Source organism: Dethiosulfovibrio salsuginis, assembly GCF_900177735.1.
Classification (GTDB): Bacteria; Synergistota; Synergistia; order Synergistales; family Dethiosulfovibrionaceae; genus Dethiosulfovibrio; species Dethiosulfovibrio salsuginis.
This window is the reverse complement of the sequence record NZ_FXBB01000016.1, coordinates 1-23,723: the sequence shown is the minus strand read 5'-3', so window position 1 is coordinate 23,723 and position 23,723 is coordinate 1. Positions and strand designations below refer to the sequence as shown.

At 53.8% G+C, this 23,723-nt stretch carries 21 protein-coding genes; 6 read left to right on the top strand and 15 right to left on the bottom strand.

All coding sequences use genetic code 11. The annotated features are described in order from the left end of the window. Nucleotides 1–31: 31 nt before the first annotated feature. The 5 genes from B9Y55_RS07170 to B9Y55_RS07150 form a co-directional block, all read right to left on the bottom strand. A complete protein-coding gene (locus B9Y55_RS07170) occupies nt 32–586 on the bottom strand; it encodes a DUF6305 family protein (RefSeq protein WP_085544685.1) in 555 nt (184 codons plus the stop codon). A 210-nt stretch (nt 587–796) separates the two neighbouring features. Then, nucleotides 797–2,431 (bottom strand): dipeptidase, encoded by a 1,635-nt coding sequence (locus tag B9Y55_RS07165; protein WP_085544684.1) that lies wholly within the window; start codon nt 2,429–2,431, stop codon nt 797–799. A 209-nt stretch (nt 2,432–2,640) separates the two neighbouring features. After that, on the bottom strand, nt 2,641–3,324 hold the full coding sequence (locus tag B9Y55_RS07160) for a response regulator (protein WP_085544683.1): 684 nt from the start codon (nt 3,322–3,324) through the stop codon (nt 2,641–2,643). A 2-nt stretch (nt 3,325–3,326) separates the two neighbouring features. Beyond that, nucleotides 3,327–5,255: a transporter substrate-binding domain-containing protein gene (locus tag B9Y55_RS07155; RefSeq protein ID WP_143340857.1), complete on the bottom strand. Its 1,929-nt coding sequence runs from the start codon at nt 5,253–5,255 to the stop codon at nt 3,327–3,329. Further along, complete coding sequence (locus B9Y55_RS07150; RefSeq protein WP_200806646.1) at nt 5,255–6,850, bottom strand: dipeptidase; 1,596 nt, start codon at nt 6,848–6,850, stop codon at nt 5,255–5,257. Before B9Y55_RS07150 ends, B9Y55_RS07155 begins: the two co-directional genes overlap by 1 nt. 142 nt (nt 6,851–6,992) lie before the next feature. Here B9Y55_RS07150 and B9Y55_RS07145 point away from each other — a divergent pair, with 142 nt between their 5' ends. Together B9Y55_RS07145 and B9Y55_RS07140 are read left to right on the top strand one after the other, a co-directional pair. Continuing rightward, the gene (locus B9Y55_RS07145; RefSeq protein WP_085544680.1) at nt 6,993–8,060 is read left to right on the top strand and encodes an NAD(P)H-dependent flavin oxidoreductase; all 1,068 of its coding nucleotides are present in this window, start codon (nt 6,993–6,995) and stop codon (nt 8,058–8,060) included. 24 nt (nt 8,061–8,084) lie between these two features. After that, entirely contained in the window at nt 8,085–10,730 is a 2,646-nt protein-coding gene (locus B9Y55_RS07140) for a hybrid sensor histidine kinase/response regulator (protein ID WP_085544679.1), read from the top strand. Between the two features lie 27 nt (nt 10,731–10,757). Here B9Y55_RS07140 and ilvB read toward each other — a convergent pair whose 3' ends face one another. From ilvB to B9Y55_RS07095, 9 genes are all read right to left on the bottom strand, one after another. Then, nucleotides 10,758–12,410 (bottom strand): biosynthetic-type acetolactate synthase large subunit, encoded by a 1,653-nt coding sequence (gene ilvB, locus B9Y55_RS07135; protein ID WP_085544678.1) that lies wholly within the window; start codon nt 12,408–12,410, stop codon nt 10,758–10,760. A 32-nt stretch (nt 12,411–12,442) separates the two neighbouring features. Next, entirely contained in the window at nt 12,443–13,453 is a 1,011-nt protein-coding gene (gene ilvC / locus B9Y55_RS07130) for a ketol-acid reductoisomerase (protein WP_085544719.1), read from the bottom strand. 5 nt (nt 13,454–13,458) lie between these two features. Next, nucleotides 13,459–13,728, bottom strand: a complete 270-nt coding sequence (locus tag B9Y55_RS07125; RefSeq protein ID WP_085544677.1) for an ACT domain-containing protein — start codon at nt 13,726–13,728, stop codon at nt 13,459–13,461. 290 nt (nt 13,729–14,018) lie between these two features. Beyond that, entirely contained in the window at nt 14,019–14,471 is a 453-nt protein-coding gene (locus tag B9Y55_RS07120; RefSeq protein WP_085544676.1) for a hypothetical protein, read from the bottom strand. Further along, a complete protein-coding gene (folD, locus tag B9Y55_RS07115; RefSeq protein ID WP_143340856.1) occupies nt 14,468–15,322 on the bottom strand; it encodes a bifunctional methylenetetrahydrofolate dehydrogenase/methenyltetrahydrofolate cyclohydrolase FolD in 855 nt (284 codons plus the stop codon). The genes B9Y55_RS07120 and folD overlap by 4 nt, the downstream gene beginning before the upstream one ends. Before the next feature lie 112 nt (nt 15,323–15,434). Then, nucleotides 15,435–16,331: an ABC transporter substrate-binding protein gene (locus B9Y55_RS07110; RefSeq protein WP_085544674.1), complete on the bottom strand. Its 897-nt coding sequence runs from the start codon at nt 16,329–16,331 to the stop codon at nt 15,435–15,437. 18 nt (nt 16,332–16,349) lie between these two features. Next, nucleotides 16,350–16,991 carry an ABC transporter permease gene (locus B9Y55_RS07105; protein ID WP_085544673.1) on the bottom strand — a complete coding sequence of 214 codons (642 nt, stop codon included), beginning with the start codon at nt 16,989–16,991 and terminating at the stop codon, nt 16,350–16,352. Next, on the bottom strand, nt 16,988–18,115 hold the full coding sequence (locus tag B9Y55_RS07100) for an ABC transporter ATP-binding protein (protein WP_085544672.1): 1,128 nt from the start codon (nt 18,113–18,115) through the stop codon (nt 16,988–16,990). Before B9Y55_RS07100 ends, B9Y55_RS07105 begins: the two co-directional genes overlap by 4 nt. A 12-nt stretch (nt 18,116–18,127) precedes the next feature. Then, entirely contained in the window at nt 18,128–18,778 is a 651-nt protein-coding gene (locus B9Y55_RS07095; RefSeq protein WP_085544671.1) for an ABC transporter permease, read from the bottom strand. 155 nt (nt 18,779–18,933) lie between these two features. On the opposite strand from B9Y55_RS07095, the gene B9Y55_RS07090 reads away from it, so the two are divergent. After that, the gene (locus tag B9Y55_RS07090) at nt 18,934–19,308 is read left to right on the top strand and encodes a helix-turn-helix domain-containing protein (protein ID WP_085544670.1); all 375 of its coding nucleotides are present in this window, start codon (nt 18,934–18,936) and stop codon (nt 19,306–19,308) included. A 268-nt stretch (nt 19,309–19,576) separates the two neighbouring features. Here B9Y55_RS07090 and B9Y55_RS07085 read toward each other — a convergent pair whose 3' ends face one another. Then, nucleotides 19,577–21,859 (bottom strand): mechanosensitive ion channel domain-containing protein, encoded by a 2,283-nt coding sequence (locus B9Y55_RS07085; RefSeq protein WP_085544669.1) that lies wholly within the window; start codon nt 21,857–21,859, stop codon nt 19,577–19,579. A 114-nt stretch (nt 21,860–21,973) separates the two neighbouring features. Here B9Y55_RS07085 and B9Y55_RS13475 point away from each other — a divergent pair, with 114 nt between their 5' ends. From B9Y55_RS13475 to B9Y55_RS07075, 3 genes are all read left to right on the top strand, one after another. Further along, nucleotides 21,974–22,276, top strand: coding sequence for a M55 family metallopeptidase (locus B9Y55_RS13475; protein WP_234986170.1), 303 nt, complete (start codon nt 21,974–21,976; stop codon nt 22,274–22,276). Continuing rightward, nucleotides 22,273–22,494: a hypothetical protein gene (locus B9Y55_RS13470; protein WP_234986169.1), complete on the top strand. Its 222-nt coding sequence runs from the start codon at nt 22,273–22,275 to the stop codon at nt 22,492–22,494. Before B9Y55_RS13475 ends, B9Y55_RS13470 begins: the two co-directional genes overlap by 4 nt. A 129-nt stretch (nt 22,495–22,623) precedes the next feature. Continuing rightward, on the top strand, nt 22,624–23,316 hold the full coding sequence (locus tag B9Y55_RS07075; protein WP_159448272.1) for a GntR family transcriptional regulator: 693 nt from the start codon (nt 22,624–22,626) through the stop codon (nt 23,314–23,316). Nucleotides 23,317–23,723 lie beyond the last annotated feature (407 nt).

Genomic DNA, 23,723 nt, shown 5'->3' with positions numbered 1-23,723 from the left:
GGCGAGACCCCGTTCGTGGACACCGACAGAGCTAGTTCTTAAGGCCCTGGCCGATGCCGAGAGCGTCTTTTACCTTTATGATAGGCTTACCGTGCTCCTCGCCGTACTTGGTGAAGAAACCGTCGCTGTCGCTATCGATGGTGACAAGGATAACGTCGGCCTTGGAGAGGACCGCGTCGATGGAGGCCTGGTCGGACTGGTCGGTACGACGGGCCATTCCCTCGACGTGAGCTCCGATTACGAGAAGGCCTTCAGCCTTGGCGGCGTCCATAAGCTCAAGGGTACGGGCGATCTCTTTGTCTACGTTGGTGCCTGCGGCACCCATTCCCTTCATGCTGGTTCCGCTGGTGACGATGAGGGTGGCGTAGCCTTTGCCCTTTATGTCGGCGGCGGTAAGGTTGTTGTTGTGCTCCGCCTTGAAACCGGCCTGCATTGAGGACATCTTGATCATTACCGCAGCAGGACTCTGGCCGCAGGTGGTGACTATTATGGGGTCTTTTACCTCAGGGGCCTGAGAGGCAAAGGCGACCAGAGAGGACATCGTCACCAGGGATACTATCGTTGCAACCGCTAAAAACTTACGCATTATAAAGTTACCTCCTTGAACGTTTTTTTTACTTGGATTCTTCCGTGCCTTTAGGATTGAGCTCAATTATAGGGGGTCAGGCGGAGAGTTCAAGAAATCGTGCTCTTTTGTCTTGTTATTTATCCTATTAGGCCTTAAAAGTACGTAGTTCTCGAACAAAAGTAAAGCGAATCGCCACAGCGTCTAAGCCATGGCGATCCAAAAAACAGTCTAGTCTACGAAGCCCTCGCCGAAACCGACGGCCTCAAGCCACCATGTGGGGTAGCCAAGCTGAATCTGCTTGCCCTCGGGGCTCATCATGTAACCGTCCTGATATTTGCCGACCAGCTTCCATGCGAGGCTCCACCAGGCGTCCTGGACCTTCTCCATGTTGCCGTAGGTGTAGTCGGTGAGGAAAGCGACGGCCTTGGCAGGATCCTTCTTGTAGAGCTCTGCGGCCTCTTTCTCCACTGCGTTCTGCTGCATGAAGAACTCTTTCTCCCACTTCTGCTGCTCTTCGTTTATGTCGACGATCATCGAATCCCAACGAAGCTGAGCCCAGTTGTTTACGAAGTTGAAGGCCCACCAGGCGGAGTTAGGATCGTACTCGTGGCGAACTCCCTCGCTCCATCCATTGGGGACTTTGGTCACGCCGCAGTAGATAGGGACGTAGAGGGTGGTGTCAGGTGAATCCTGACCGAACCACAGGACTCCGCCGACTGGATCGGGAAGCCACTCACGACTCTGGGATACGAAGCTGTAGGAACAGCGGAACATAGAGATAGCTCTGGGCCAATCCATGTTTTCCTTGCCCTCAGGGCGGACCGACTTAGGAGTGGGCCAGCGATGGGGGTTGCCGAAGGGACCGGCGGCCATGCCTTTGGTAAGGTCGTAATCGGTTCCCTCCAGATGATCCCTGAATATGGCCATTATGTCCTGTACGGCGACCTTCTTGTCGGGCTTGACGGAGAAGGGGTAGTCGTAAGCCTGGGATCTGGGCTCGAAGTTCTGAGAAGGAGCGAGAAGGCTGAAGGCCCTCCATTCCCTGAGCGACTGGTAGTGATCGGACCCGTAGGGATTGGGGTTGTAGGCCTTGGAGAAGTTGAACTCGGTTCCAGGGGTCCACCAGCCCATCTGCTCAGCAAGCTCTGTGACGTTTTTCGAGTACATAAAGTTCTCTTTATCGTCGAAGTCGATGACTCCAATTCTGGAGCGGTTAGCACATACGATAGCGTGGTCGTCGGGAACCCTGCGAGCTGCCCAGATGGCACCGGGCTTGCCGCTGTCGGGACTCCAGAGCATTCCAGGACCACAGACGTCGAATACCCAGAGCTCTTTGGTGTCGGCGATTATGAGGGTCTCCCCACCGTCGCTGTAACCGTATTTCTCGGCGAGCTCACCCATTACGGCGATGGCCTCACGGGCGGTCTTGGCCCTCTGAAGGCCGAAGATCTGGAGGGTCTCGATCCAGAAAGCCCCGTCCTTTGCGTAGAGCTCGTCCCTGCCGCTCCAGGTGTCCTCTCCCATCATGAGCTGATGCTCGTTCATGAAGGGGTATCCTACGTGAAAGTAGGTATAGGTCTCTTTTACCTGAGGAATCTCTAAAACCTTCTGGAGAGGCCTTGTGGGCTGGGTCCCATGACATACATGCTGATAAACCGGCGCCATTGCTCCGTCCTCAAACTTCTCACCAGGAACTATCTGAATTCGATTGTCGTACCATCCATCGCAGGTATGGCTGGTCATGACCGATCCGTCTACCGTAGCGTCACGTCCGACACCGATAGGTGTGCAGGCAAAGGCCGCCGATGCGGTGAACACAGCTGCCAGAGCGAGCAATATCCCTTTTCCAAAAACTTTTGACATTGAAACGATACCCTCCTTAAATCGGCTCTCACGCCAGAAACTCAGCGTGACCTAAAACCCTCCGCACCGCCCAAATCGAAACAGGCTAAGACGGCTCACTGTCATTCTACTGTATTCCGATAAAGGAGAACAGAAAAACAAAACTTATGTATGCCAGTGTTCCCTTTTGTACAAGGGCACAAAAAAAGTGAAGCTCCCCAAAAGGAGCCTCACTTAACTATTAGATATTTGTTTATAGGTCTTCCGACCTCCTGGTACTCCCTCTCCATCGTAGCGGAGCCCGAGGCCACCAGGTACTCCAGATAACGCCTGGCGGTTATCCTGGACACCCCTATGACGTCGGCGGCCTCCACCGAAGAGAGGGGCCTGTCCGCTCTGGCTATAAGCTCCTCCACTTTTTTGAGAACGTGGGGGTTTAGCCCTTTAGGCAGGGTGCTTTGGACGTTTTTCCTGTTTCTGGCCAACAGCAGGTTATCTATGTCGTTTTGATCCACCTGACTAGGTCCCTCGGTCAACCGATGGACCACCTGCCTAAAGGCCTCCAGCGCCGCCTTTATCCTCTCGAAGGCGAAGGGCTTGACTATATAGTCGAAAGCACCGGCCTGGATACTTCTGTTGACGGTGGACTTATCCCTTGACGCTGAGATCATTATGACGTCCACGTTGCTTCCGCCCTCTCTGATCTTCTCAAGGGTTCCCATTCCGTCAAGACCTGGTAGAAATATATCCAAAATTACCAGTCTGACAGGCCGTTTTCTCAGAAAATCCAGCGCCTTAAGGCCGTTATCGACCATTCCGACCACCCGGAATCCCTCCACCGAGTTCACGTAACTCTGATGGATATCGGCGACCATCGGATCGTCCTCCACCACTAATACATCGATGTAATCCATGCTTATATTCCTCCGTTCGGAAGAGTCACCATAAATTCGGTGTACTCCCCTGTTACATAATCCACCGATAAATCCCCCTCCATAGCGTCGACCAGCTTCTTGACGTTGTAGAGACCAAAGCCAGACGGACGACTTCTGGTCTTGGTCGAAAAGCCCTTCGTGAACATCCTGGAGGCTATTTCGTCGGTCATAGTTCCGCCGTTGTCCACCACGCTGATCATTATTCTATTGGATTCGTCAAAAATAGCAAACTCCAGTTTGGGATTTTCCACCCCCGAAGCCAGAACCGCCTCAATACCGTTCTCCAGAAGGTTGCCTATTATGACCACCATGGCCTGATCGCTGATACCTTCGGTCTCGTTACAGAAGCTGTCAGGGTCTATGAGAAAATCTATGCCTAATTCCCTGCAACGACCGACTTTACCTATGACGATGCCTCCTACTGCGGGATTTTTTATGTTCTCCGAGACGAAGGAGGTTGAGGAACTCGCAGGCTTTGCCTCGTTGGTGATAAACTCTATGGCCTTCTCATATCGCCCCATCTGGATCAAGCCCGCTATGGCCTGTAGCTTGTTCTGAAATTCGTGGTTCTGAACCCTGAGAGATTCTACGTACATCCGAACGCCGGTTATCTCCTCCGCCAGGGCGTGGATCTCGGTCATATCCCTGAAGGTGGCGATGGCACCGTAGACGAAACCTCTGTACATCACCGGAGCCTTATTAGCTATTACCAGAGAGCCCCGGAGATTCTGCTCTACGTCGAAGACCGCCTCTCCGGTCTGGAGCACCGTGGAAAAGTCGACGTCCGGTATTACGTCCTCCGACCATAGGCCTAGGACCGTTTCGTCCACCGCCAGGAGATCTTGGGCGACTTTGTTTATCATCGAAACGTGGCCTTCTCTGTCCACCGCCACTATACCGTCTCTGGTGAAATCGAGGATCTTCTCCCTTTCCCTGGTTATCCTGGCGACCTCTCTTTTGAGGATGATGTTCCAGCCACCGATCAAGAAGAGGACGGCGACGAACACCGCACCTATTTTCATGGCTAGATCCCTGTCTATGATGGTGGTATCGTAACCACCGAACCACCGGGAAAGGAGCCTTCTATAGGCACCGGTCTGCCTCATGCCCTCGAAGGCTCTCCCTAACTTCATCGCCAGCCCGGCGTCCCCTTTAGCTATGACCATCCCTCTCTCTAGGGTAAACACCGGAGGCATGATGTACTCAAGGTTTTTAAAACCAAGCTGTTCTCTCAGATAAAGCCCCTGATAGGTTCCCATCAGAGCCCCTGGATAGATTCCTGAGGACACCAGCCTCATGGCGTCCTCCAAAGAGGCGACGGCTATCATTCGTGACGTCAGCCCACCGCTGGACAGAAACTCCAGCGCAGGAGAGCCGCTCCGCACCACCATCGACTGGTCCTTTAGGTCCCTCAGGGACTTTACGTAGCTGTCCCTTTTTACCATGCAGGAGAAGGGTTCCTCCACCACCGGAACGGAGAAACACAGGTCCCCCAGGTCTTTGCCCGACACCCTTCGTAAGGGGCGACTTAAAGGATTCTCCCCGCCGAAATCGCTGGGATCGACGTTGTAGACCTGAAGATAGGAAAAAGGTTCCCTATCCTTCGGGACAGGGTGGGGTGTTCCTAAAACCACGTCGATCCTTCCCCGATGGAGAGACTGGCGAAGGTCCTCCCATCCGCCGACCCTAAAGCTGATTCTCAGGTTTTCCGTCTCCGCCAGGGCCTTTATGAGATCGACGAAAAAACCATCAAGCTCTCCATCGGGCCTCCTTATGAGGTAGGGAGGATCGACAGGAAGGCAGAGAACGTGTATGGTTCTCCCGGCCCCTTCGATAAAAAAGGACTCCCCCCAGGAGGGGTCTAAAGGAAAAGAGAGCCACAGAAAAAGGCATACAATCCAGCGGACCATTACCAAAGCTTATTCCCTGCGTATTTAGCTATAAGTTTTCGGCAGAGGCTCCAATAGGCCTTATGGACCATGTCCATCCGACTCAAGGTGAGGGCGGTCAAAAACTGAGAGGAACTCTCCGGTGAATGGGCGTAGAGGTCGAGGGCCTCCCTCTCCACCTCGGGCTGAGAGCGAATAAACTCGCCCTCCATAGGTGCTCTGACGTCAACCAGGTCTTTCATGGCCCTCTGGTATACCCGATTCACAAGATCTCCCGCCAGGCTGACACACCACCTCATCGAGAGAGGGTCGAAAAACTCGGGATCGAAGTTTCTCCAGCTCTCCAGGGTATCTCTGGAGCCCGAGTATATAGGGACGTAACAGGAAAAGTGAGGAAGCCCCAGGCCTATCCAGAGAACCCCCCCTATGTCGTCAGGGAGCCAGCTTCTGCTCTGGGATACGAAGCTCCAGGAGGATTTTGCCGCTACCGGCCTCGAATAGGGGATGTTCAACAAGGTTCTCGTCGCCCTGTCGGGAAGAGGGGTGGCCAGCTCGCTTTTTCTCAACTCGCCGTTGACACCGGGAACCAGCCACGCCTGATTGTCCTCCATGGAAAAAACCGTATCCTTCAAAGTAGACCTGAGGAGGTCCATCACTATGGGCACCGACACCTTTTTCTCCGGCGAGAAGGAAAAGGGATAAGAGCCAAGCTCGCCGTAGGGATCCCAGTTTACAGAGGGAGCGAGCTCTCTGTATATGCCGTAGGTTCTGCCTCGGACCCACATGGAGGAGGAGGCCCATACACCGGAATCGGGGGAGTAGGCCTTTCTCCAATTGAAGGGGACGCCGGAAGATGGATCGTACCAACCGAACCTTACGGCAGGCTCCATGTAGTTATCGGAGAACATATAGTTCTCCCTGTCGTCGACGTCGATAAAGTCGATTCTACTGGCGTTAGCCAGGACAGCTACGTGATTGTCGGGAACCTTTTTTGCGACCCATATAGCTCCAGGAACACCGGAGTCGGGACTCCAGTCGAAACCGACGCTCATTATCTCGAATATCCACGCCTCGTTAGGATCGGCAACCGCAAGGGCCTCTCCCTCGTTGGCACAGGACCCGAGAAAACCGTAGGTCTCCGCTAAACTTCCCATCAGACCTATGGCATCCCTTGCGGTTTTGGTCCTCTGTAGGGCGAATACGGCGAGCTGTTCTATGGTCATTATGGCCTTGGTCTCAGGCCAAAAAGCCTTTAGCTCGTCCTTTTGACCTATAGTGGACTCGGCGATAGCCAGCTGGTGCTGGTTGTAACTGGAATAGCCCGTCTTGAAATATCCGTAGGTCCTGGATACCTGAGGTATCTCCCCTATCCTCTGAGGCTTTCGGTCGTCCTCTCCCAGCAGGTATAGATACACCGGGGCCATGTCACCGGCAGAATGATCCATAGCGGGAATATACCGCAAGTTAGAATCGTACCATCCATCGGCGGTCTGGGAGGCTATAACCGAACCGTCGACGGTAGCGTCCCTTCCGGCCACCACCACGGTACAACCGTAGGAAGGTGACAAAAAGCACGTAAAAAAGCAAAACAGAAACAGGACAAACCAAGACCTCATACTTTTCCCTTCTTTCCCTTTTATTTTTTCGATATAGGACCACATATAGAGGTCTGGTTCGTGGTCCTAGTCATGGATATGAGATAAAATGATCTTGATACACCTGCACCCCACAAGCAAGGCATTGAAGGGAGAGAGAGTTATGGATATGGCTGTTCTACAGATCGGATCGCACCGTCCCAAATACCCTCTTATACAGGGAGGCATGGGAGTCATGGTATCCGGTCCAAAACTGGCCGGAGCTGTGGCCCGATCCGGTGCGATCGGAACTATCGCATCGGTGGGATTGGCTGCTGCCCATCCCGACTTTACAGGAAGAAACTATTTTGAGACGAACCAGAAGGCGATAAAGGACTACCTAGCGGAGGCCAGGGAGATAGCGGGCCCAGAGGGAATCCTGGCGGTAAACTGCATGGTGGCACTCACGGACTACGAGCTTCACGTCAGAGCCTCCTGTGAGGGAGGAGCTAACGTGATCATCTCCGGGGCAGGTCTTCCCCTGAAGTTACCTGAGTATACCAGAGACTATCCCGATGTGGCCCTGGTGCCTATAGTCAGCTCCACGAAAGCGGCCCAGCTGATAATGAGGAGATGGCAGAAAACCTACGGGAAAGCTCCAGATGGATTTGTGGTGGAGACCCCCCTTTACGCCGGTGGACACTTAGGGGCCAGAGACGAGGCGATGGTAACCGACCCAGCCCTTTCGCTGGAGACGGTGGTTCCCGAACTGGTGGCCTTTCTCAAGGAAGAGGGGCTGGACATTCCGGTCATAGCCGCCGGAGGAATATGGGACAGAGAGGATATACTTAAAGCCTTTAGCCTCGGTGCAAGAGGGGTCCAGATGGGCACCAGATTCGCCTCCACCGAAGAGGGAGACGCGGATATCAGGTTTAAACAGGCCTACGTGGACGCAAAAGAGGAAGACGTAGTGCTTATACAGAGCCCCGCCGGTCTGCCGGGCAGGGCCCTTCGCTCCCCTATGGTGGACCGCTACCTCAAAGGAGAGGTGGACAGCAAACCCTGCATAGCCAACTGCCTGACCCATTGTCGCTATAAGAAGGAAAAGCAGACTTTCTGTATAGCCCAGGCCCTTGTAGAGGCCTACAGAGGCAACTGGGAGCAGGGATTGTTCTTCTGCGGAAGCAACGTCACTAAAGTCACCGAAATAGAGAGGGTAGAGGACATAATCCAGTCACTTTTCGGAGAGTAGAGCACCCCCGGGGAGGAGAGGGCCATGAACGGATTATTCCAGGAATTTTTCCAGAGTAGCTCCACCCCCTTGATGATAGTAGATCCAGGCGAGCTCACCGTCCTAGAGGCCAACGAGCTCGCCTTGGGTTTTTTTAGAACCGAAAGCCCTGAAAGTATAGACCTTGAGACCTTAACCAAGGCCGATCGACAGAAACTGAACCACTGGCTACAGGCTGCTCTGGAGGACAGCTCTATAACCTTCTCCTTACCTTCCCACATACATCCGCCTAGCGACATGAAGGTTATATCCTCAGGCTCGGCGGACGGTAGGCCGATGATCATGATAGCCGTCAGGGACGTCATGGAAAAAATCGTGATGGAGAGATCTCTGAATGACGCCTTAGAGGAGCTGGAGCACTACTTCAACTCCAGCCTGGACCTTCTGTGCATAGCCACCACCTCCGGTCAGTTCATAAAGCTAAATCCAGAGTGGGAGAGGGTTTTAGGGTTTCCTCTGGAGGAATTGACGGGAACCATGTTCATAGATCTAGTCCACCCTGACGACAGGGAAAAGACCTTTGAAGCAATGGAGATCCTTCGATCAGGAGAAAGGGTATCGAGGTTCGAAAATCGCTACCTATGCAAAGACCGCTCGTATCGCAATATAGAGTGGCGATCCACCGCAAAAGGACCGCTTATATACGCTATAGCCAGGGATATAACCGACAAAATAGAGACAGAGAAAGCCCTCAGGGAGAGCAACAAAAAGCTGTTAGAGACCTCCGCCAAGGCAGAGGCCTCTAATAGGTCTAAAGGCGAGTTTCTCGCCAATATGAGCCACGAGATAAGGACACCTATGAACGGGATCATCGGCATGATAGAGCTCCTTCTGACCACCGACCTGACGAAGGAACAGATGGGCTACGCCAAGACGGTACAGGACAGCGCAGCCTCTCTGTTAGATCTTATAGATGACGTTCTGGACTTCTCCAAAATCGAAGCGGGAATGATAGATCTGGATAACTCCGACTTTGACCTTCGAGATATGCTGTATCAGGTGATAGACCTGTTGGCCCTGAGAGCCTACGATAAAAGGATAGAGCTTATACCTTTTATAGAGCCCTCGGTTCCATCGATCTTCAAAGGCGACAGAGGGAGAATCAGGCAGATCCTGATAAACCTGATAGGCAACGGCATCAAGTTCACCGATAAAGGGGAAGTCTGCGTTCATCTGTCGCTGGAAGACAAAGTGAACCTGGGACAGACCGTACGATTTTCCGTATTGGACACCGGAATAGGGGTAAAGAAGGACGACGGCACCGATATTTTCGATAAGTTCACCCAGGCGGACAGGTCGACCTCCCGTAAATACGGAGGGACAGGGCTAGGTCTGGCAATATCCAAACAGCTGGTCACCGCAATGGGCGGCGAAATAGGCTTTAACAGTCCATGTAACCCAAGGGGACCGGGAGGTCCAGGATCGGAGTTCTGGTTTTACATTCCTTTAAGGGGTTTTACCGTCTCTCAGCATGAGAAAGACCTGGCTCTCGACGGGCTAAAGATACTGGTTATAGACGACAACCAGACTGTAGGATCTACGATCGCAAAAACTCTAAACAATTTTGGAGCGTCGGTGGAAGTAGTTCAGGAGGGGTTGGTCGGCTTTTTAACGATGAAAAGGGCACTTTCCCAAAAAAGCCCCTTTGACCTCGCGGTCATAGACGAGGACATGGCCGATATAGACGGCCTAACGTTAAAGGGAATGATAGAGAAGGACGAAAGGTTCAACCACACCAGGATAATCACCATGAGATCGCCTGGTGGACAGGGAATAAACCACAACGTCGAAGTTTACGTCATGAAGCCGATCCAGCCACAGAAGCTGAGATCCGCCGTCCTCTCCGCCTTATCGCAGAATGGGGAGGAACATCCCAGCCTAGCCAGCTCGGAAAAACGGTCCGGCCCGGCACAGAAAGGTATGACAGGGAGGGTTTTGGTCGCCGAGGACAGCAAGACTAATCAAAGGGTGGTCATGGCCCTATTAAAGAAGATGGGCCTCGACGGCATCGCGGTGGAGAACGGGAGGGAGGCTCTCAGGGAGCTGGAGAAAGGGAAGTACGATTTGATCCTTATGGACGTTCAGATGCCCGTTATGGACGGCCTTGAGGCTACCTGGTATATAAGGAAGTTCCCACCTTCAGACCCTAATTACGATATACCGATAGTCGCTCTGACCGCCTGCGCGATGGAGGAAGATAGGGAGAGATGCATAAAAGGGGGCATGGACGACTATCTGTCCAAACCTATAACCCCAAACTCTCTCAGAAAAGCCCTTAAAAAGTGGCTGCCGGAGAGCTACCCGTCCTGGGACAAGCTATCGTTCCTCAGCCGGCTCATGGACGATAAGGAAATGGCCAGAGATATATGCGACAGCTTTATAGTCGACGTTCCACTAAGGTTAGAGGAAATCCGGTGCCTTCTCCTTCAGGGAGATGGAAAAGGGGCCTCCATAAAGGCCCACGGCGTCAAAGGAGCGGCGGCGAGCGTGGATGGCATAGCCTTAAAGGAAGTGGCTTTCTCGGTGGAAAAAGCGGCTCTAGAGGGCGATCTTGATAAGGCCATGTCCCTTATGGACCGTATGGATCGGGAGTTCAAAAGGCTGAGGGCAACTATGATAAGGGATAACTAGAGGGCGGAGAAAGACTCCGCCCTTCGTCTATTTGGGAGGTTCTACGATAAAATCGCCCAGGTCCGCCCCAGCAGGTACCATAGGGAACACCTTTTCCTCCTGCTCTATAGGACATTCCATCAGTGAAGGACCGGGGGAAGAGAGAAAATCGTCGATGGCACTCTCAAGCTCTTTCATCGAGGAGACATTTATCCCCTCCGCTCCATAGGCTCTGGCCAGTGCGGCGAAGTCGCAGGAGGGGGCCTCTACAGTGGCGCTGTACCTTCTATTCCAGAAAAGCTCCTGCCACTGACGGACCATCCCAAGAGAGCGGTTGTTGAACACCACTACCTTGACAGGAAGTCCGTACCGTACCGCCGTCTCCATCTCCTGGGAGTTCATGAGGAAACTTCCATCCCCTGCGAGACACACCACCGGCCGACCGGGACGGGCCATAGACGCTCCGATAGCCGCAGGAAGGCCGAATCCCATCGTCCCCTGTCCCCCTGAGGTTATGAAGGTTCTAGGGAGGTCGGACCGCCAGTGGAGTGCCGCCCACATCTGATGCTGACCGACCTCGGTGGTTATGACGTCGTCTGCCCTGAGACGGTCTCTGATCGTCTCCATTATGGCTTTTGGAGAAAAGCCATGGTCTTCCTCGAAAGTTCCTCGAGGGATCCCCCTGTCTCTTCCCAGAGAGGTCAGCTCTCCGGACCGATTTAACGCCTCCAGGGCCTGACGGATATCGGAGACGACACCTAAGTCGACGGGGATTATCTTCCCTACCTCCGCAGCATCTATATCTACCTGAACGATCGCAGCGCCTTTGCCGAAACCGGAAGCCTTGGCGGTGGTCCTGTCGCTGAATCTACAGCCAAGGGATACGATGAGGTCCGCATCGGAGAGGGCCCTGTTGGCCCTTTCGGTACCGTGCATTCCCGCCATGCCCAGAGAGAGAGGATCTCCTTCAGGGAACCCTCCTTTGCCCATAAGGCTGGTGGCCACCGGTATAGAGCAAGCTCTGGCGAGCTTTGACAGTTCCTCAGAGGCATCGGACGCTATAACCCCTCCACCGGCGAGGATTACCGGCTTCAGAGCTTTTCTGAGATAGGGCAAAATAGATAATATCTCCCTGCTGTTGGAGACCACATCTCCGGTCCTGAGGGGAACCCCTCCTCTGCGGGGATCCTCAGCTACCTGCCTCTGGACGCTTACCGGAACGTCCACCAGCACAGGCCCCGGCCTGCCGGAGGAGGCGATAGTAAAGGCCGAACCCATGACCGCCTCCAGATCGTCGGCGGACTCCACGGAGAAGCTGTGCTTGACCATGGAGAGAGAGCTACCGAAGAGGTCTGCCTCCTGAAACGCGTCGGTTCCCCTTAGATTGGCCCCGACCTGGCCGGTTATGACCACCAGAGAGACCGAGTCGGCGTAGGAATCCGCCAGAGCAGTCAAGGTGTTCAGAGCTCCAGGACCGGAGGTGGCTAGACAGACCCCGACCTTGCCGGAGGCCCTGGCGTAACCGGCGGCCTCGAAACAGGCTCCCTGCTCGTGCCTGGCCAGAACGTGCCTTAGGGACGAGCCGTAGAGGGAGTCGTAAAGGGGTATAACCGTTCCCCCAGGTATGCCAAAAACCACATCCGTCCCCGATCCCTCAAGGACCTTTACGATGATATCCGCCCCGGTCATTCCATCCGCCATAACAGCCTCTCCTCTCCGTGATCCCCTTAATCCTACTGTTTAGGGGCCTTTTTCGACTCCAGCCAGGGCATCATGTCCCTGAGATCCGCTCCTACCTCCTCCAGTTTCTGAGAGGCCTCCCTCTTTCTCCACGCCTTCATCCTGGGACGACCGACCTGATTCTCCAGGATCCAGTCCTTCGCGAAGGTCCCGTCCTGGACCTCTTTGAGAAGGACCTTCATCGCCGCTCTGGACTCATCGCCTATCACCCTGGGCCCCGCCACCATGTCGCCGTACTCGGCGGTGTCGCTGATAGAGTATCTCATCCAGGAGAGACCGCCCTCGTAGATAAGATCCACTATGAGCTTCATCTCGTTGAGACACTCGAAGTAGGCTATCTCAGGCTGATATCCCGCCTCCACCAAGGTCTCAAAACCGGCCTTCATCAGCTCTGTTACCCCTCCGCAGAGGACCGCCTGCTCACCGAAGAGGTCGGTCTCGGTCTCCTCCTGGAAGGTAGTCTCTATGACCCCCGCCCTACCACATCCGATAGCGGAGGCGTAGGCCATACCGACCTCTCTGGCGGAGCCGGTGGCGTCGTTGTGGACCGCCAGAAGCCCTGGGGTGCCTTTTCCCTGGGTGTAGAGACGACGGACGATATGCCCTGGGCTCTTAGGGGCCACCATGAACACGTCCACGTCTGCGGGAGGCTCGATCTGGTGATAGTGAACGGCGAAACCGTGGGCGAAGGCCAGGGCCATTCCGGGCCTCAGATTAGGGGCGATAGAGTCTTTGTACACCGAAGGCTGGGCGGTGTCGGGCAGAAGGACCATAACCACGTCGGACTTTGCGACGGCCTCCGACACGGGGAGAACCTCAAAACCATCCTCTTTAGCCACCGATGCGGAACGGCTTCCCTGATGAAGCCCGACAACCACCGAGACCTCACTGTCCTTCAGGTTCTGGGCGTGGGCATGTCCCTGGCTCCCGTATCCCAGCACCGCTACCGTCTTTCCCTTGAGAACCTCCTGATTTGCGTCTTTGTCGTAGTAAACCTGAGCCATATCGATCACGCACTCCTTTTTTCTATGTCTATCTCCATGGAACTCTCGAAGAGAACCACGTCAACGGTCTCCATAAGCCTTTTGAGCTGAAGTATGAGCCTGTCACACCTATCCTGTGTCTCCATTATCTCCAGGCGACACCAGCAAAGCCCGTCGTCCCGACCTCTCTCGGCGGAAAAGCTGACCAGTTCGTAACCTTTTCTGACCGCCAAAGAAGCTATCCTCACCATTGTTCCTGGACTGTCCTGAGCCAGCACTCCGATTCTTCTGTACACCGGAACGACCTCCTTTTTCTCTCTAAAAGATTCAAACGTTACCTTGGGGAAACGACGGACTAAAAAAAGGGCCTGGATCCTCCGAGAGGATCCAGGCCCGCAGTCGCTGTCAGGCTATACGCCGACAATAACTCCAGGAAGGACCCCGCAGCTGATAACGACGACTATAATAACGGTTAGGACGAGAGATACGTTCATCGTGTTTTTCATCGTAGGGCTCCTTTCCCGGCATCTCGTGCCGACGGGTAATTGGCGGTCATAGTAAACCACCGGAGATCTTTTGTCAACACCTATTTTTCAGAATCGCTACTCAGATCTTTTTTTAGGTCGTTGAGCCGGAGGCCGATCTCCAGATATTCCGCCTCCTTGAGCTGAAACTGTCTCATGTCCTCGGGGTAGCTTTTTTTACGGTAGGACCGGTCCTTACTGCCCTCCTCCAGCTTGGAACAGAGCTCCTGAAAGGAGATCATAGCGGAGGACATGGCCTTGGCGTAACCTCTAAGGGCGATCAGAAACCTCCCCTCCGCGGTGTCCGATTGGGGAGACAGTTCCTTGATGTCCCTTCTTACGACCTCAAGCCTGTCGATCAGAGGTACCACCGAGGCGGAAGCCGAGGAGGGATCGGGCTTCACCAATCCCAGTGCTTTTTTGAAGGAAAACTTAAAAAGGCCGTTCTGCACCGCCAGATATTCCCTGAGAATCGAGTTGACCTCCAGGGCTATCTTTGACGCTTCCTCTCTCACGGCTTTAAAAGGGCCCTCTCGGCGGAGGTCACCACGTTATCCAAAAGCATGGCGATGGTCAAAGGGCCTACTCCTCCTGGGACGGGAGACAGATAGCCCGCCACCTTCTGGGCGGAACTGTAGTCCACGTCTCCTACGATGCCGTCGGGAATGCTGTTTATGCCGACGTCGACCACCACCGCGCCGGGCTTTATCATGTCGCCGGTTATCATCTCCGGCCGTCCTACTGCGGCGACCACCACATCGGCGGATTTTATCACCTCGGCGAGATTGGAGGTTCTGCTGTGACAGATGGTCACGGTGGCGTTCTTCTCAAGGAGCAACATGGCGACCGGCTTGCCAACTATGGTGCTTCTGCCTACCACCACAGCGTGCTTGCCCGACAGATCCACACCGTGTTTTTCCATGAGGTACATAGCTCCCTGAGGTGTACAGGGTCTGAGCGACGGTAGCCCGGAGACGAGCCTGCCTAGGTTGGCCGGGTTAGAGCCGTCCACATCCTTGTCGGGGTCGATGGCCGCCTGGACCCTCTCGTTGGATATATGTTTAGGAAGGGGCATCTCCACCAATATGCCGTGTACCGAGGGGTCGGAGTTTAGCTTATCCACCAGGGCTAAAAGCTCCTCCTCCGACGTCGACCCTGGGAGCTGATGGAAGGAAAAAGAGATCCCAACCGATTCGCAGTTCTTTCTCTTCTGCTCAGCGTAGACCTTCGAGGCAGGATCGTCCCCTACCAGAACAACGGTGAGAGCGGGTTCCACTCCCTTTGCCTTTACTGCCTCGACCTTCGATCTTATCTCCTCTTTGGCCTCTTTTGCGGCGGCCCTGCCATCCATGATTTTGCAGTCCACGAGATTACCTCCCTGTTTTTGGGTATCAGATACGACTACCATTGTAGCCTAAAAGGCGAAAAAAAGCCGCGGAACTCGCTGAATAAAGCGAGCTCCACGGCTTTTTGGGGAACTATAAAATTCCTATTTCCTCCAGATACTCTTTGGCTACCATGTCGGCAGGAAGGCCGACGGCGTCCACTTTGTAGTTCAGTTTCTGCATGGTCTCGTTATCGAGATCGGCGATGGGCTTAAGGATACCCTCCACCTCCGGGTTAGCGTCGAGGAACTCCTTCCTGACGGTTACACAGAGGTTGTAGGCCGGGAAGAACTGCTTGTCGTCCTCCAGGATCAGGAGGTTAAACTTCTGAAGTTTTCCGTCGGTAGGGTAGACCATTGCCACGTCGATCTGTTTTCTGTCTATAGCCTCGAAGGTAAGGCCTATATCCATGATCCGCCTCTGTTTATTGGTCAGAGAAAAACCGTAGGTCTCCATGATCCCCGGTATGCCGTCGGATCTCTCGTTAAACTCGGACCCTGTTCCGAAGGTGATCTTGCCGGGATTTTCATTGACGTAAGCCGCCAGATCGGAGATAGAGGTCCCGAGCCTGTCCGCGTCGTCTTTTCTGATGGCAAGGGCAAAGGTGTTGTTTATCTTTGAACGATCGAGCCAAACGATGCCGTTTTTCTCCAGGTCCTCGGCCTTGACCCTGTCGTAGAGCTCCTTCGCATCGTCCACCTTATCCTCGTGCTTGAGGTAGAGAGGCCAGGCGGTGCCGGTGTACTCGGCGTAAAGATCGGTCTGACCGGTGGTAAGGGCGGTCCTGGTTATAGAGCTTCCGGTGCCCATTTTTCTGGATACATCGAAACCGGCGTTCTCCAGAAGGAGGGCCACCATCTCGCCTACCACGTACTGCTCGGTGAAGTTTTTAGCCCCTACTGTGACCTTGGCGGCATGAGCGACGCCACCGACCGCCAGAAAAAGGCACAGAGACAGCACAAAAGACTTAAATATTTTTTTGTTATTCATAGAATTCCTCCTTCAAAATTACTTCTCTACGGTCAACCCCTTAGGGACCAACCTTCTCTCCAACTGGCCGAAACAACCGTCTATGGCTATTGCCAAAAGGGCAGAAAGCCCTGCTCCGACCAGGATGGCCCCGGTTCGCTCCATCTTGAGACCGCTGAAGATGATATCCCCAAGGCCTCCACCGCCTATAACGGCGGCCACTGTAGCGGTTCCCACGTTGATGGTCGCCGCACTTCTTATGCCCGACATAATAACCCTAGAGGCGAGGGGCATCTTGACCTTCCATAGGATCTGCCTATCGGTCATGCCTAACCCTCTGGCGGCCTCTACCGCTTCCTCGGGGACACCGAGAAGGCCGGAGACCACGTTAAAGACGATAGGGACCAGACAGTACACCACCAAGGCTATAATCGCTGGAGCCGCTCCTATGCCTACGAAGAGAAAGGACAGGGCCACCACCGCTATGGAAGGGGTTGCCTGAGCGGCGCCTAAAGCGGTAAGTACCACGTTTCCGACCTTTTTATTCCCGTCGGCGGCGACGAAAATACCTATGGCCATTCCCAGAAAAATGGCGAAAAACATGGAGGCCCCAAACAGGGTCATGTGAGCGGTAAAAGCCTCCCATACCTGATCTCCGTGGGAGCGGAGATAGGAGATCATCTCATCTCACTCTCCTTGCCGCTTTCGACCTGGGAGAATATATGGGAAAGCCTTATACAGCCCATCAGCTTACCGTTTCTGTCCACCACAGGAAGCTGTCTCGCTCCGGCCTCTAACATCCGAGAGAGGGAGTCGGTGACACTGGTATTTCTGTCAACCCTGACACAGCCCTCTTCGTAGTCGATAGAGACCCTGCCGGTCCTGTTGGCCTTGTCCAGGACGTAGCGACCCTGGAGCACCCCTCTGTGGTCCACCAGGTAGGCGGTCTTAAACGTCTCCTTTTCTAGACGATCCATCAGGGCCTCCCTGGTCTGGGCTGTGGAATCCTCCCTGACTATGGATATACAGCCATCCTGGGAGAGAAAGTCCTTGGCCCTCTTGAGGGACAGGGCCTTTAAGGTCCTGTCGTGTCCCAAAAGGCTCTCGACGAACTCGTCCTGCGGGTTGTCCAGGACCTCGGACACCGAGTCGCTCTGCACGAGAGAGCCGTCTTTCATGACCACCAGCCTGTCTCCCATTTTTATGGCCTCGTTGATATCGTGGGTGACGAACACGATGGTCTTGCCTATCTCCTCCTGGATCTCCAAAAAGGCGTCCTGTATGGTGGCACGGTTTATAGGATCTATGGCCCCAAAGGGCTCGTCCATCAGGAGAACCTCAGGGTTGGCGCCTAACGCCCTTGCCAGGCCGACCCTCTGTCTCTCGCCGCCGGACAGCTGGAGGGGGTATTTCGCAGCGTAGCTTTCGTCAAGGGTCACCAGATTCAGCAGCTCCATCACCCTGTCGGATATATCCTTCTCCGACCAACCTAAAAGCCTCGGAACGGTTGCCACGTTGTCGAAAACCGTATAGTGAGGGAAAAGACCGACGTGCTGGATGACGTAGCCGATGGACCTACGGAGCTTGACGGGATCCATCTTGGTGACGTCCTGTCCACCTATGAGGATAGATCCGCTTGAGGGCTCTATGAGCCGGTTTATCATCTTTAAGGTCGTGGTCTTTCCACAACCGGAAGGGCCTATGAGCATGGTTATTTTGCCCTTCTCTATGGACAGGTTCAGCGAATCCACCGCGACGGTATCGCTGAAACGCTTGGAAACGTCTAGAAACTCTATCTCCGCCATTGCAACAACTCCTTATCTATTTTCGTCAACTATCAGGCCTTTAGGGGTAATGGCTCTCTCCAGGGACAGCAAAATCCAGTTTGCCGCTATGCCCAGCAGGGCCACCAGAATCGCTCCTGCTCCTACCATCATCAGGTTAGACCTGGCGATGCCGGAGAAGATAAAGGTCCCTAGGCCACCGGCTCCAACGAGGGAAGCAAAGGCCGCCACGCTTACTCCCATGACCACCGCCAACCGAACCCCCGCCATTATGACCGGAAGAGCTAAAGGCATCTTGACCCTCCAAAGTATCTGAGACTTAGACAGACCGACCCCGGTAGCCGCCTCGATTATGGACTGGGATACCCCGTTGAGGGCTATGTAGGTGTTCCTGGTAATAGGCAGAAGGGAGTATATAGCGATAGCCGAGACCGCAGGGACCAGTCCAAGGCCGAGTTTGAAGGACGATAGAAGGGCTACCATGATGCCGAAAAGGGCCAGACTTGGTATGGTCATCAAAATGCCGGAACCGTAGATCACCCACCTAGCCACTCTAGGGCGAGACGATATCCATATACCCAGGGGAAGGCTCAAAAAGAGAGCCACAGGGACGCTGAGCCCCACTATCAGAAGATGTTCAAGCAGAGCGTCCAACAGCTTGACGTGGTAGTATTTTAAAAACATGGAAAGAGATATGGACGATCACTCCTCTCTGAACTTAGCACGAACTATCTCACCTATACAAAATAACACATATAGGCAATCATGACAATAAAAAACCACGATAGTCGTGATCCATGATACGCAAAAGATTACATACAAACCTTGGAGGTGCTTTTATGTCTTGGAAAAGGTACATCAGCCCGGAAGAAGCGGCTACCAAGAGAGGGGTTACAACCGCGACCATAAGGAAGTGGCTGAGGGAGGGGGATATTCAGGGCATCAAAATGGGCCGACTATGGCGGGTTCTGGACGAAGAGGGCTCCGACGGGAAGGCACTTGAGACCAGGGAGATAGACCTTATGAAGAAGGCGACAGATAAGCTAAAAAGCTCTATGGAGACATTAGGAGAGCTTATACAAGGGGGAGGTAACATCCAGGTTATAAGGGCGGTATGCTCCCTTTTATCTCACCTGGAGGAGGCCACCGCCAAGATGGCCGCACTGTCGGAGATGATGTCCCAGATCGGAAAAAGCCAGAGTGACGGAGACTGACCTCCGTCCCTCTGGGTTAAGGGAACCTCTAAAAACGCTGATCCTCGGAGAGATCGTTCCGACGAAGCCCCTTTGAGCCCGTATACTCGACATGCCGTAGTGTAGTACGAATGGGGCGACAGGACGTCGCCCCAAGCCGAGGGGGCACAGGACGTGCCCTCCGAGGCGGTTCGTACGAAACAGGCAGGTCGAGTATACGCCCGGGCGAGACAGGGCGCAGGCGGAACGATCTCTCCGAGGACGAAAGTTCCTAGAGGCACCTTTAGGTTCACTCCTGCAACTGTATGTTTTCCTGAGAGGCGAGCTTCTTTAGATACACGTCCATCTGAGGGAAGGGGATCTCTATACCCTCTCTCTCGAATATCTCCTGAATGCGGTATCTCATGTCGCTACCGACCCGTGAAGGAAAGGCCTTTCTGGTATCGACCCAGAAATAGAGGGTAAAATCCATCGAGCTGCTTCCGTAGCCGGAGAAAAGGACGAAAGGCTCTGGGTGGGGAATGACAAACTCGTGCTCGTTGGCGAGCCTGAGCAGGATTTTCTCCACCTGTTGAGCGGGAGTCCCGTAGGATACCCCTATCTCCAACTTACCTCTAATTATCTTGTCCGACAGGGTCCAGTTGGTGATTTTGTTCTCCAGAAAGTAGCTGTTAGGGACCAACACGTCGTAGTTGTCGAAGGTCTTGACCCTGGTGGATCTGGAGTCTATCTCCATAACCGTAGCGGTCACTCCGTCGAACTCGACGACGTCGTTGATCTTGAATGGCTGTTGGACCATCAGAATAAACCCGCTGATCAAGTTATTAAACAGATTTTGTGCCCCAAAACCTATTCCGATAGCCACCGCACCTCCTAAGAAGGCAAATGCCGTCAGGGGAACGTTGACTATTTTAAGGGATATGAGGAAAGATGCGACTATCAGGAAATAGTACAGCAGACGCTCTACGGCGTAAACGGCGGTTATCTCCACTTTCTTAGAGTGGAGCAAAAACCATTTTCTTATAAACCTAGCCAGCCTCTTGCTCGCGATAAGCCCTAGAGAAAGGATAAACAGGGCCAGGATAAACTCCTTCAACCTTACAGCGTAGTCCCCTGAGTGCCACAACTCGATGTTCAATATCTCGGTAGTCCTGGTTTTCCACAGGGTCGTGACCTTTTCCGCCACGTTCACCGAGGTGATTCTTCGCCTGATCTCCTCCAGAAGGCGCTTGTTCATCGAGTCAAGAGTCATGGCCACCGCCATGTAGTTCATGTTCTGGGACATAATATCGTCCAAGGTCTTTCGCCTTTTTTTCAGGGAGGCAAGTTCTTCCTTGCCCTTTTCCTCCTCTATCGCCTTATCCAGCGCCAACCCTCGTCTATGGAGGGTGGACTGATATCTCTGCTGGGAGAGGAGGACGTTCTCAAACCTGCCGACCCTGGCCCTGACGTCGTCTCTGGCCTTCATGAGGACGTCGGTGCTGACCCCTTCCTCTCTGAGCAAAGAGTACCTGAAGGACCATATCTCCCTCATTTCCCCTAACATGCCCACCATTTCCTGGCTCTGAGAAGTGGCGAGATGGAGGTATTCCCTGCTAATCTCCGCCTCGGAAAAAGCCCTCTGAGCGGCTTTCTGAGCCTTATCCGAGGTCGCTACGGTCAAGTTAGCGTGAGAATCGGCGTAGGCCTTCTCCGCCTTCTCAGCCTCTCCCGCCAAGGAGGCTATTCTCTTTGTCAGATCCTCCTCCCTGGAGGAGTAACGGGCTAGCCCTTCGTTCAGATCCTTTTGGTCGAAAGCCAGATTATCGTTGATATAGCGTCTTATATCCTCCGCCATATCCAGACGGAGAGTTGCTATAGAAGTCTGAATCCTGATATTCTCCAGGCTTCTCCTGAGGTAAGCCAAGGTAACCTTCCAGAGTTCCTCACGGACCAGCGCCCTTCTCAACATCCATTCTTTGTTCTGCTCCGAATCCGTCCCCTTGGCGGAATCGAGCTCGCTTCTTGCCAGCCTGACCGATCGCCCTGCCTCCTCAAGCTGTCCCTGGGCGCTCACAATGGCCTTTTGCTCCCTGGCCATAGAGTCCCTCAACTCGGAGACTCTAGAGACAAGATCCTCGACCCTCTGGAGGTACCCATCGTAATAGCTCAGGTTAAACGGAGGCTTCTCCTCCAGGGTCAAAACCGCCTGTTCCTTCTCCGACTGCCTCTTTTTCTCCTCCTCCACAAAGCCGGAGGTCTTCTCTATGGCCACGTTGAGCCTACGGTAGAAGTTCTGCAAAGACGAGAGAGCAGTTATACGGCTCTCGACGTCCGCCTCGGTGATACCGTAAATAGCGGCGGACTCGGCTATTGGAACGGAGGCAAGCCTCTCCAACGCCAGGTTAAGCTCCTCTATCCTCCTCTCGTTGGCCTCTCGGTCGAATAGGTTCTCCGCAGGAGGGTCCTGAGAAACCACCTCCTCCTCCTGTTTGGACCCCTGAGGTGGAGCATCCTGGGCCCATAAAGAGGACATCATAAAGCCCGATAAAAGAAGGACAGCCAAAAAGACTAAAAACCCCTTAAACCTCATTCCCCATCTCCCCTTTCCGTAAAATTGCTTTTATCATAGTCCAAAGGGGACGATAGTTCCAGTTTTAGGTGTATCATACTCTGGATCCATATCACTCACGACGAGGTGACTTAAGTGAAAATCTATATGAGCGTTGACATGGAGGGAGCTACAGGGATCGTCAGATCGGAGCAGGTCAGAAACTCCGACGTCGAATACGGCTACGGCAGGGCCATGCAGACCCACGATCTTTTGGCGGCCATAGAGGGGGCCTTCGACGGAGGAGCGGAGGAGATCATCGTAAACGACGCCCACGACAGGATGATCAACCTTTCCCCGGAGAGCATGCCTGGAAGCGAGGGCAGGCTCAGGATAATATCCGGCAACCCTAAGCAATTGGGTATGATGGAGGGAATGAGAGGGCATCCAAGGCGGTGAGACGGATAGCTCAAGGGCAGGCACCGGTTATGGACACCGGAGACGGCTCCTTCCGTCTGGACATAACCTTTCACTATACATCTCAGGCTGACTGTGCGGAGGTCCCAGGGACGACCAGGTTGGACGGCAGGACGATCAGGATAGAGGGCAGAGGTATGGACGACATGAGAAGATGGGCGGGGTCGCTGATCTCCTTAGGAGGATCGGCAGGATTTTAGCGGCGATAAGGCCGAGGACGTCGGTGTCCTCGGCCTTTCTTGACATCTCGAGGATAAGTCTTTATTATTAGAATGTATCCGTTTTTGAATCCATTTGCTTTGGAGCCACGAAAGGAGAGTAGATCCTGTATGGCAGGCAAGGCCGACGAACAGGCTTTCAGCGCGATTATAGACCTTATAGTCGACCACCAAGTAGCACCAGGAGAAAGGCTTTACGAGCCCGATCTGGTGGAAAAAATAGGTCTTAGCCGGACCCCTATCCGCCAGGCCCTAGGTAGGCTTATAGCTGAGGGAGTTCTGGAGAGGATAAAAGGGCAAAAGGGATATCGAATCCCTACCCTCGACAAAGAAGATTTAATGCAGGTATTCGTGGCCCGGGCCACATTGGAGGGCAAGGCCACCGAGCTGGCGGCTTCCTGGGGAACCGAGGAAGACGTAAAAGAGCTCAGGGATATAGTCGATCAGGAAAATCGCTTTGTCGAACTTTACGGCAACGAGAGAAAAAGCGTCTTTGCCGACCTAAACGACAGGTTTCACCAAAAGATAATCCTAATAAGTAATAATCATTATTTTCAAAGGCATTTCATACAGCTATACAGGAGGTCCTCCCTCTACACATTTTATTATTCCCCATATTATATATTGGACGTCGGCAGCGAGGAGTACGTGGCGAGGAGGAGAGCTGGACGACACAAAAGCTCCGAGGAGCACGAAAAGATAGTAAAAGCCATAGAGGACAGAGATGGACTCAGGGCTAAAGAGGCCATGGAAAACCACATAATGGGCACCGTGGAACACAGATTGACCCTTGGGATGCTTTAGCTACGCTAGGGATATGGCTATTTGGATAACTCTCCGACTATAATAGGAACTACCCTAAAGGGCATCTCTAACAAATCACATTCGAGTCTCCTCGGAGAGATCGTCCCGCCTACGCCCTGTTTCGCCCAGGCGTATACTCGACCTGCCTGTTCCGTACGAACCGCCTCGGAGGGCACGTCCTGTGCCCCCTCGGCTTGGGGCGACGTCCTGTCGCCCCATTCGACTACACGACGGCATGTCGATTATACGGGCTCAAATGGGCTCCGTCGGGACGGTCTCTCCGAGAATTAGAGTTTTTAGAGGTACCCTAGTGATAACCCACGAGAGCTACAGTGAAAACTAAGCGACCTAGGGCCTCCCAAGGGGGGCCCTTTTAAACGCAACAGGGAGGGAAAGATTATATCTAC

Bases quoted from the DNA above. Each gene is read 5' to 3' on its own strand.
- B9Y55_RS07170 (WP_085544685.1), bottom strand. From the start codon at position 586: ATGCGTAAGTTTTTAGCGGTTGCAACGATAGTATCCCTGGTGACGATG.
- B9Y55_RS07165 (WP_085544684.1), bottom strand. From the start codon at position 2,431: ATGTCAAAAGTTTTTGGAAAAGGGATATTGCTCGCTCTGGCAGCTGTG.
- B9Y55_RS07160 (WP_085544683.1), bottom strand. From the start codon at position 3,324: ATGGATTACATCGATGTATTAGTGGTGGAGGACGATCCGATGGTCGCC.
- B9Y55_RS07155 (WP_143340857.1), bottom strand. From the start codon at position 5,255: ATGGTCCGCTGGATTGTATGCCTTTTTCTGTGGCTCTCTTTTCCTTTA.
- B9Y55_RS07150 (WP_200806646.1), bottom strand. From the start codon at position 6,850: ATGAGGTCTTGGTTTGTCCTGTTTCTGTTTTGCTTTTTTACGTGCTTT.
- B9Y55_RS07145 (WP_085544680.1), top strand. From the start codon at position 6,993: ATGGATATGGCTGTTCTACAGATCGGATCGCACCGTCCCAAATACCCT.
- B9Y55_RS07140 (WP_085544679.1), top strand. From the start codon at position 8,085: ATGAACGGATTATTCCAGGAATTTTTCCAGAGTAGCTCCACCCCCTTG.
- ilvB (WP_085544678.1), bottom strand. From the start codon at position 12,410: ATGGCGGATGGAATGACCGGGGCGGATATCATCGTAAAGGTCCTTGAG.
- ilvC (WP_085544719.1), bottom strand. From the start codon at position 13,453: ATGGCTCAGGTTTACTACGACAAAGACGCAAATCAGGAGGTTCTCAAG.
- B9Y55_RS07110 (WP_085544674.1), bottom strand. From the start codon at position 16,331: ATGAATAACAAAAAAATATTTAAGTCTTTTGTGCTGTCTCTGTGCCTT.
- B9Y55_RS07105 (WP_085544673.1), bottom strand. From the start codon at position 16,991: ATGATCTCCTATCTCCGCTCCCACGGAGATCAGGTATGGGAGGCTTTT.
- B9Y55_RS07100 (WP_085544672.1), bottom strand. From the start codon at position 18,115: ATGGCGGAGATAGAGTTTCTAGACGTTTCCAAGCGTTTCAGCGATACC.
- B9Y55_RS07095 (WP_085544671.1), bottom strand. From the start codon at position 18,778: ATGTTTTTAAAATACTACCACGTCAAGCTGTTGGACGCTCTGCTTGAA.
- B9Y55_RS07090 (WP_085544670.1), top strand. From the start codon at position 18,934: ATGTCTTGGAAAAGGTACATCAGCCCGGAAGAAGCGGCTACCAAGAGA.
- B9Y55_RS07085 (WP_085544669.1), bottom strand. From the start codon at position 21,859: ATGAGGTTTAAGGGGTTTTTAGTCTTTTTGGCTGTCCTTCTTTTATCG.
- B9Y55_RS07075 (WP_159448272.1), top strand. From the start codon at position 22,624: ATGGCAGGCAAGGCCGACGAACAGGCTTTCAGCGCGATTATAGACCTT.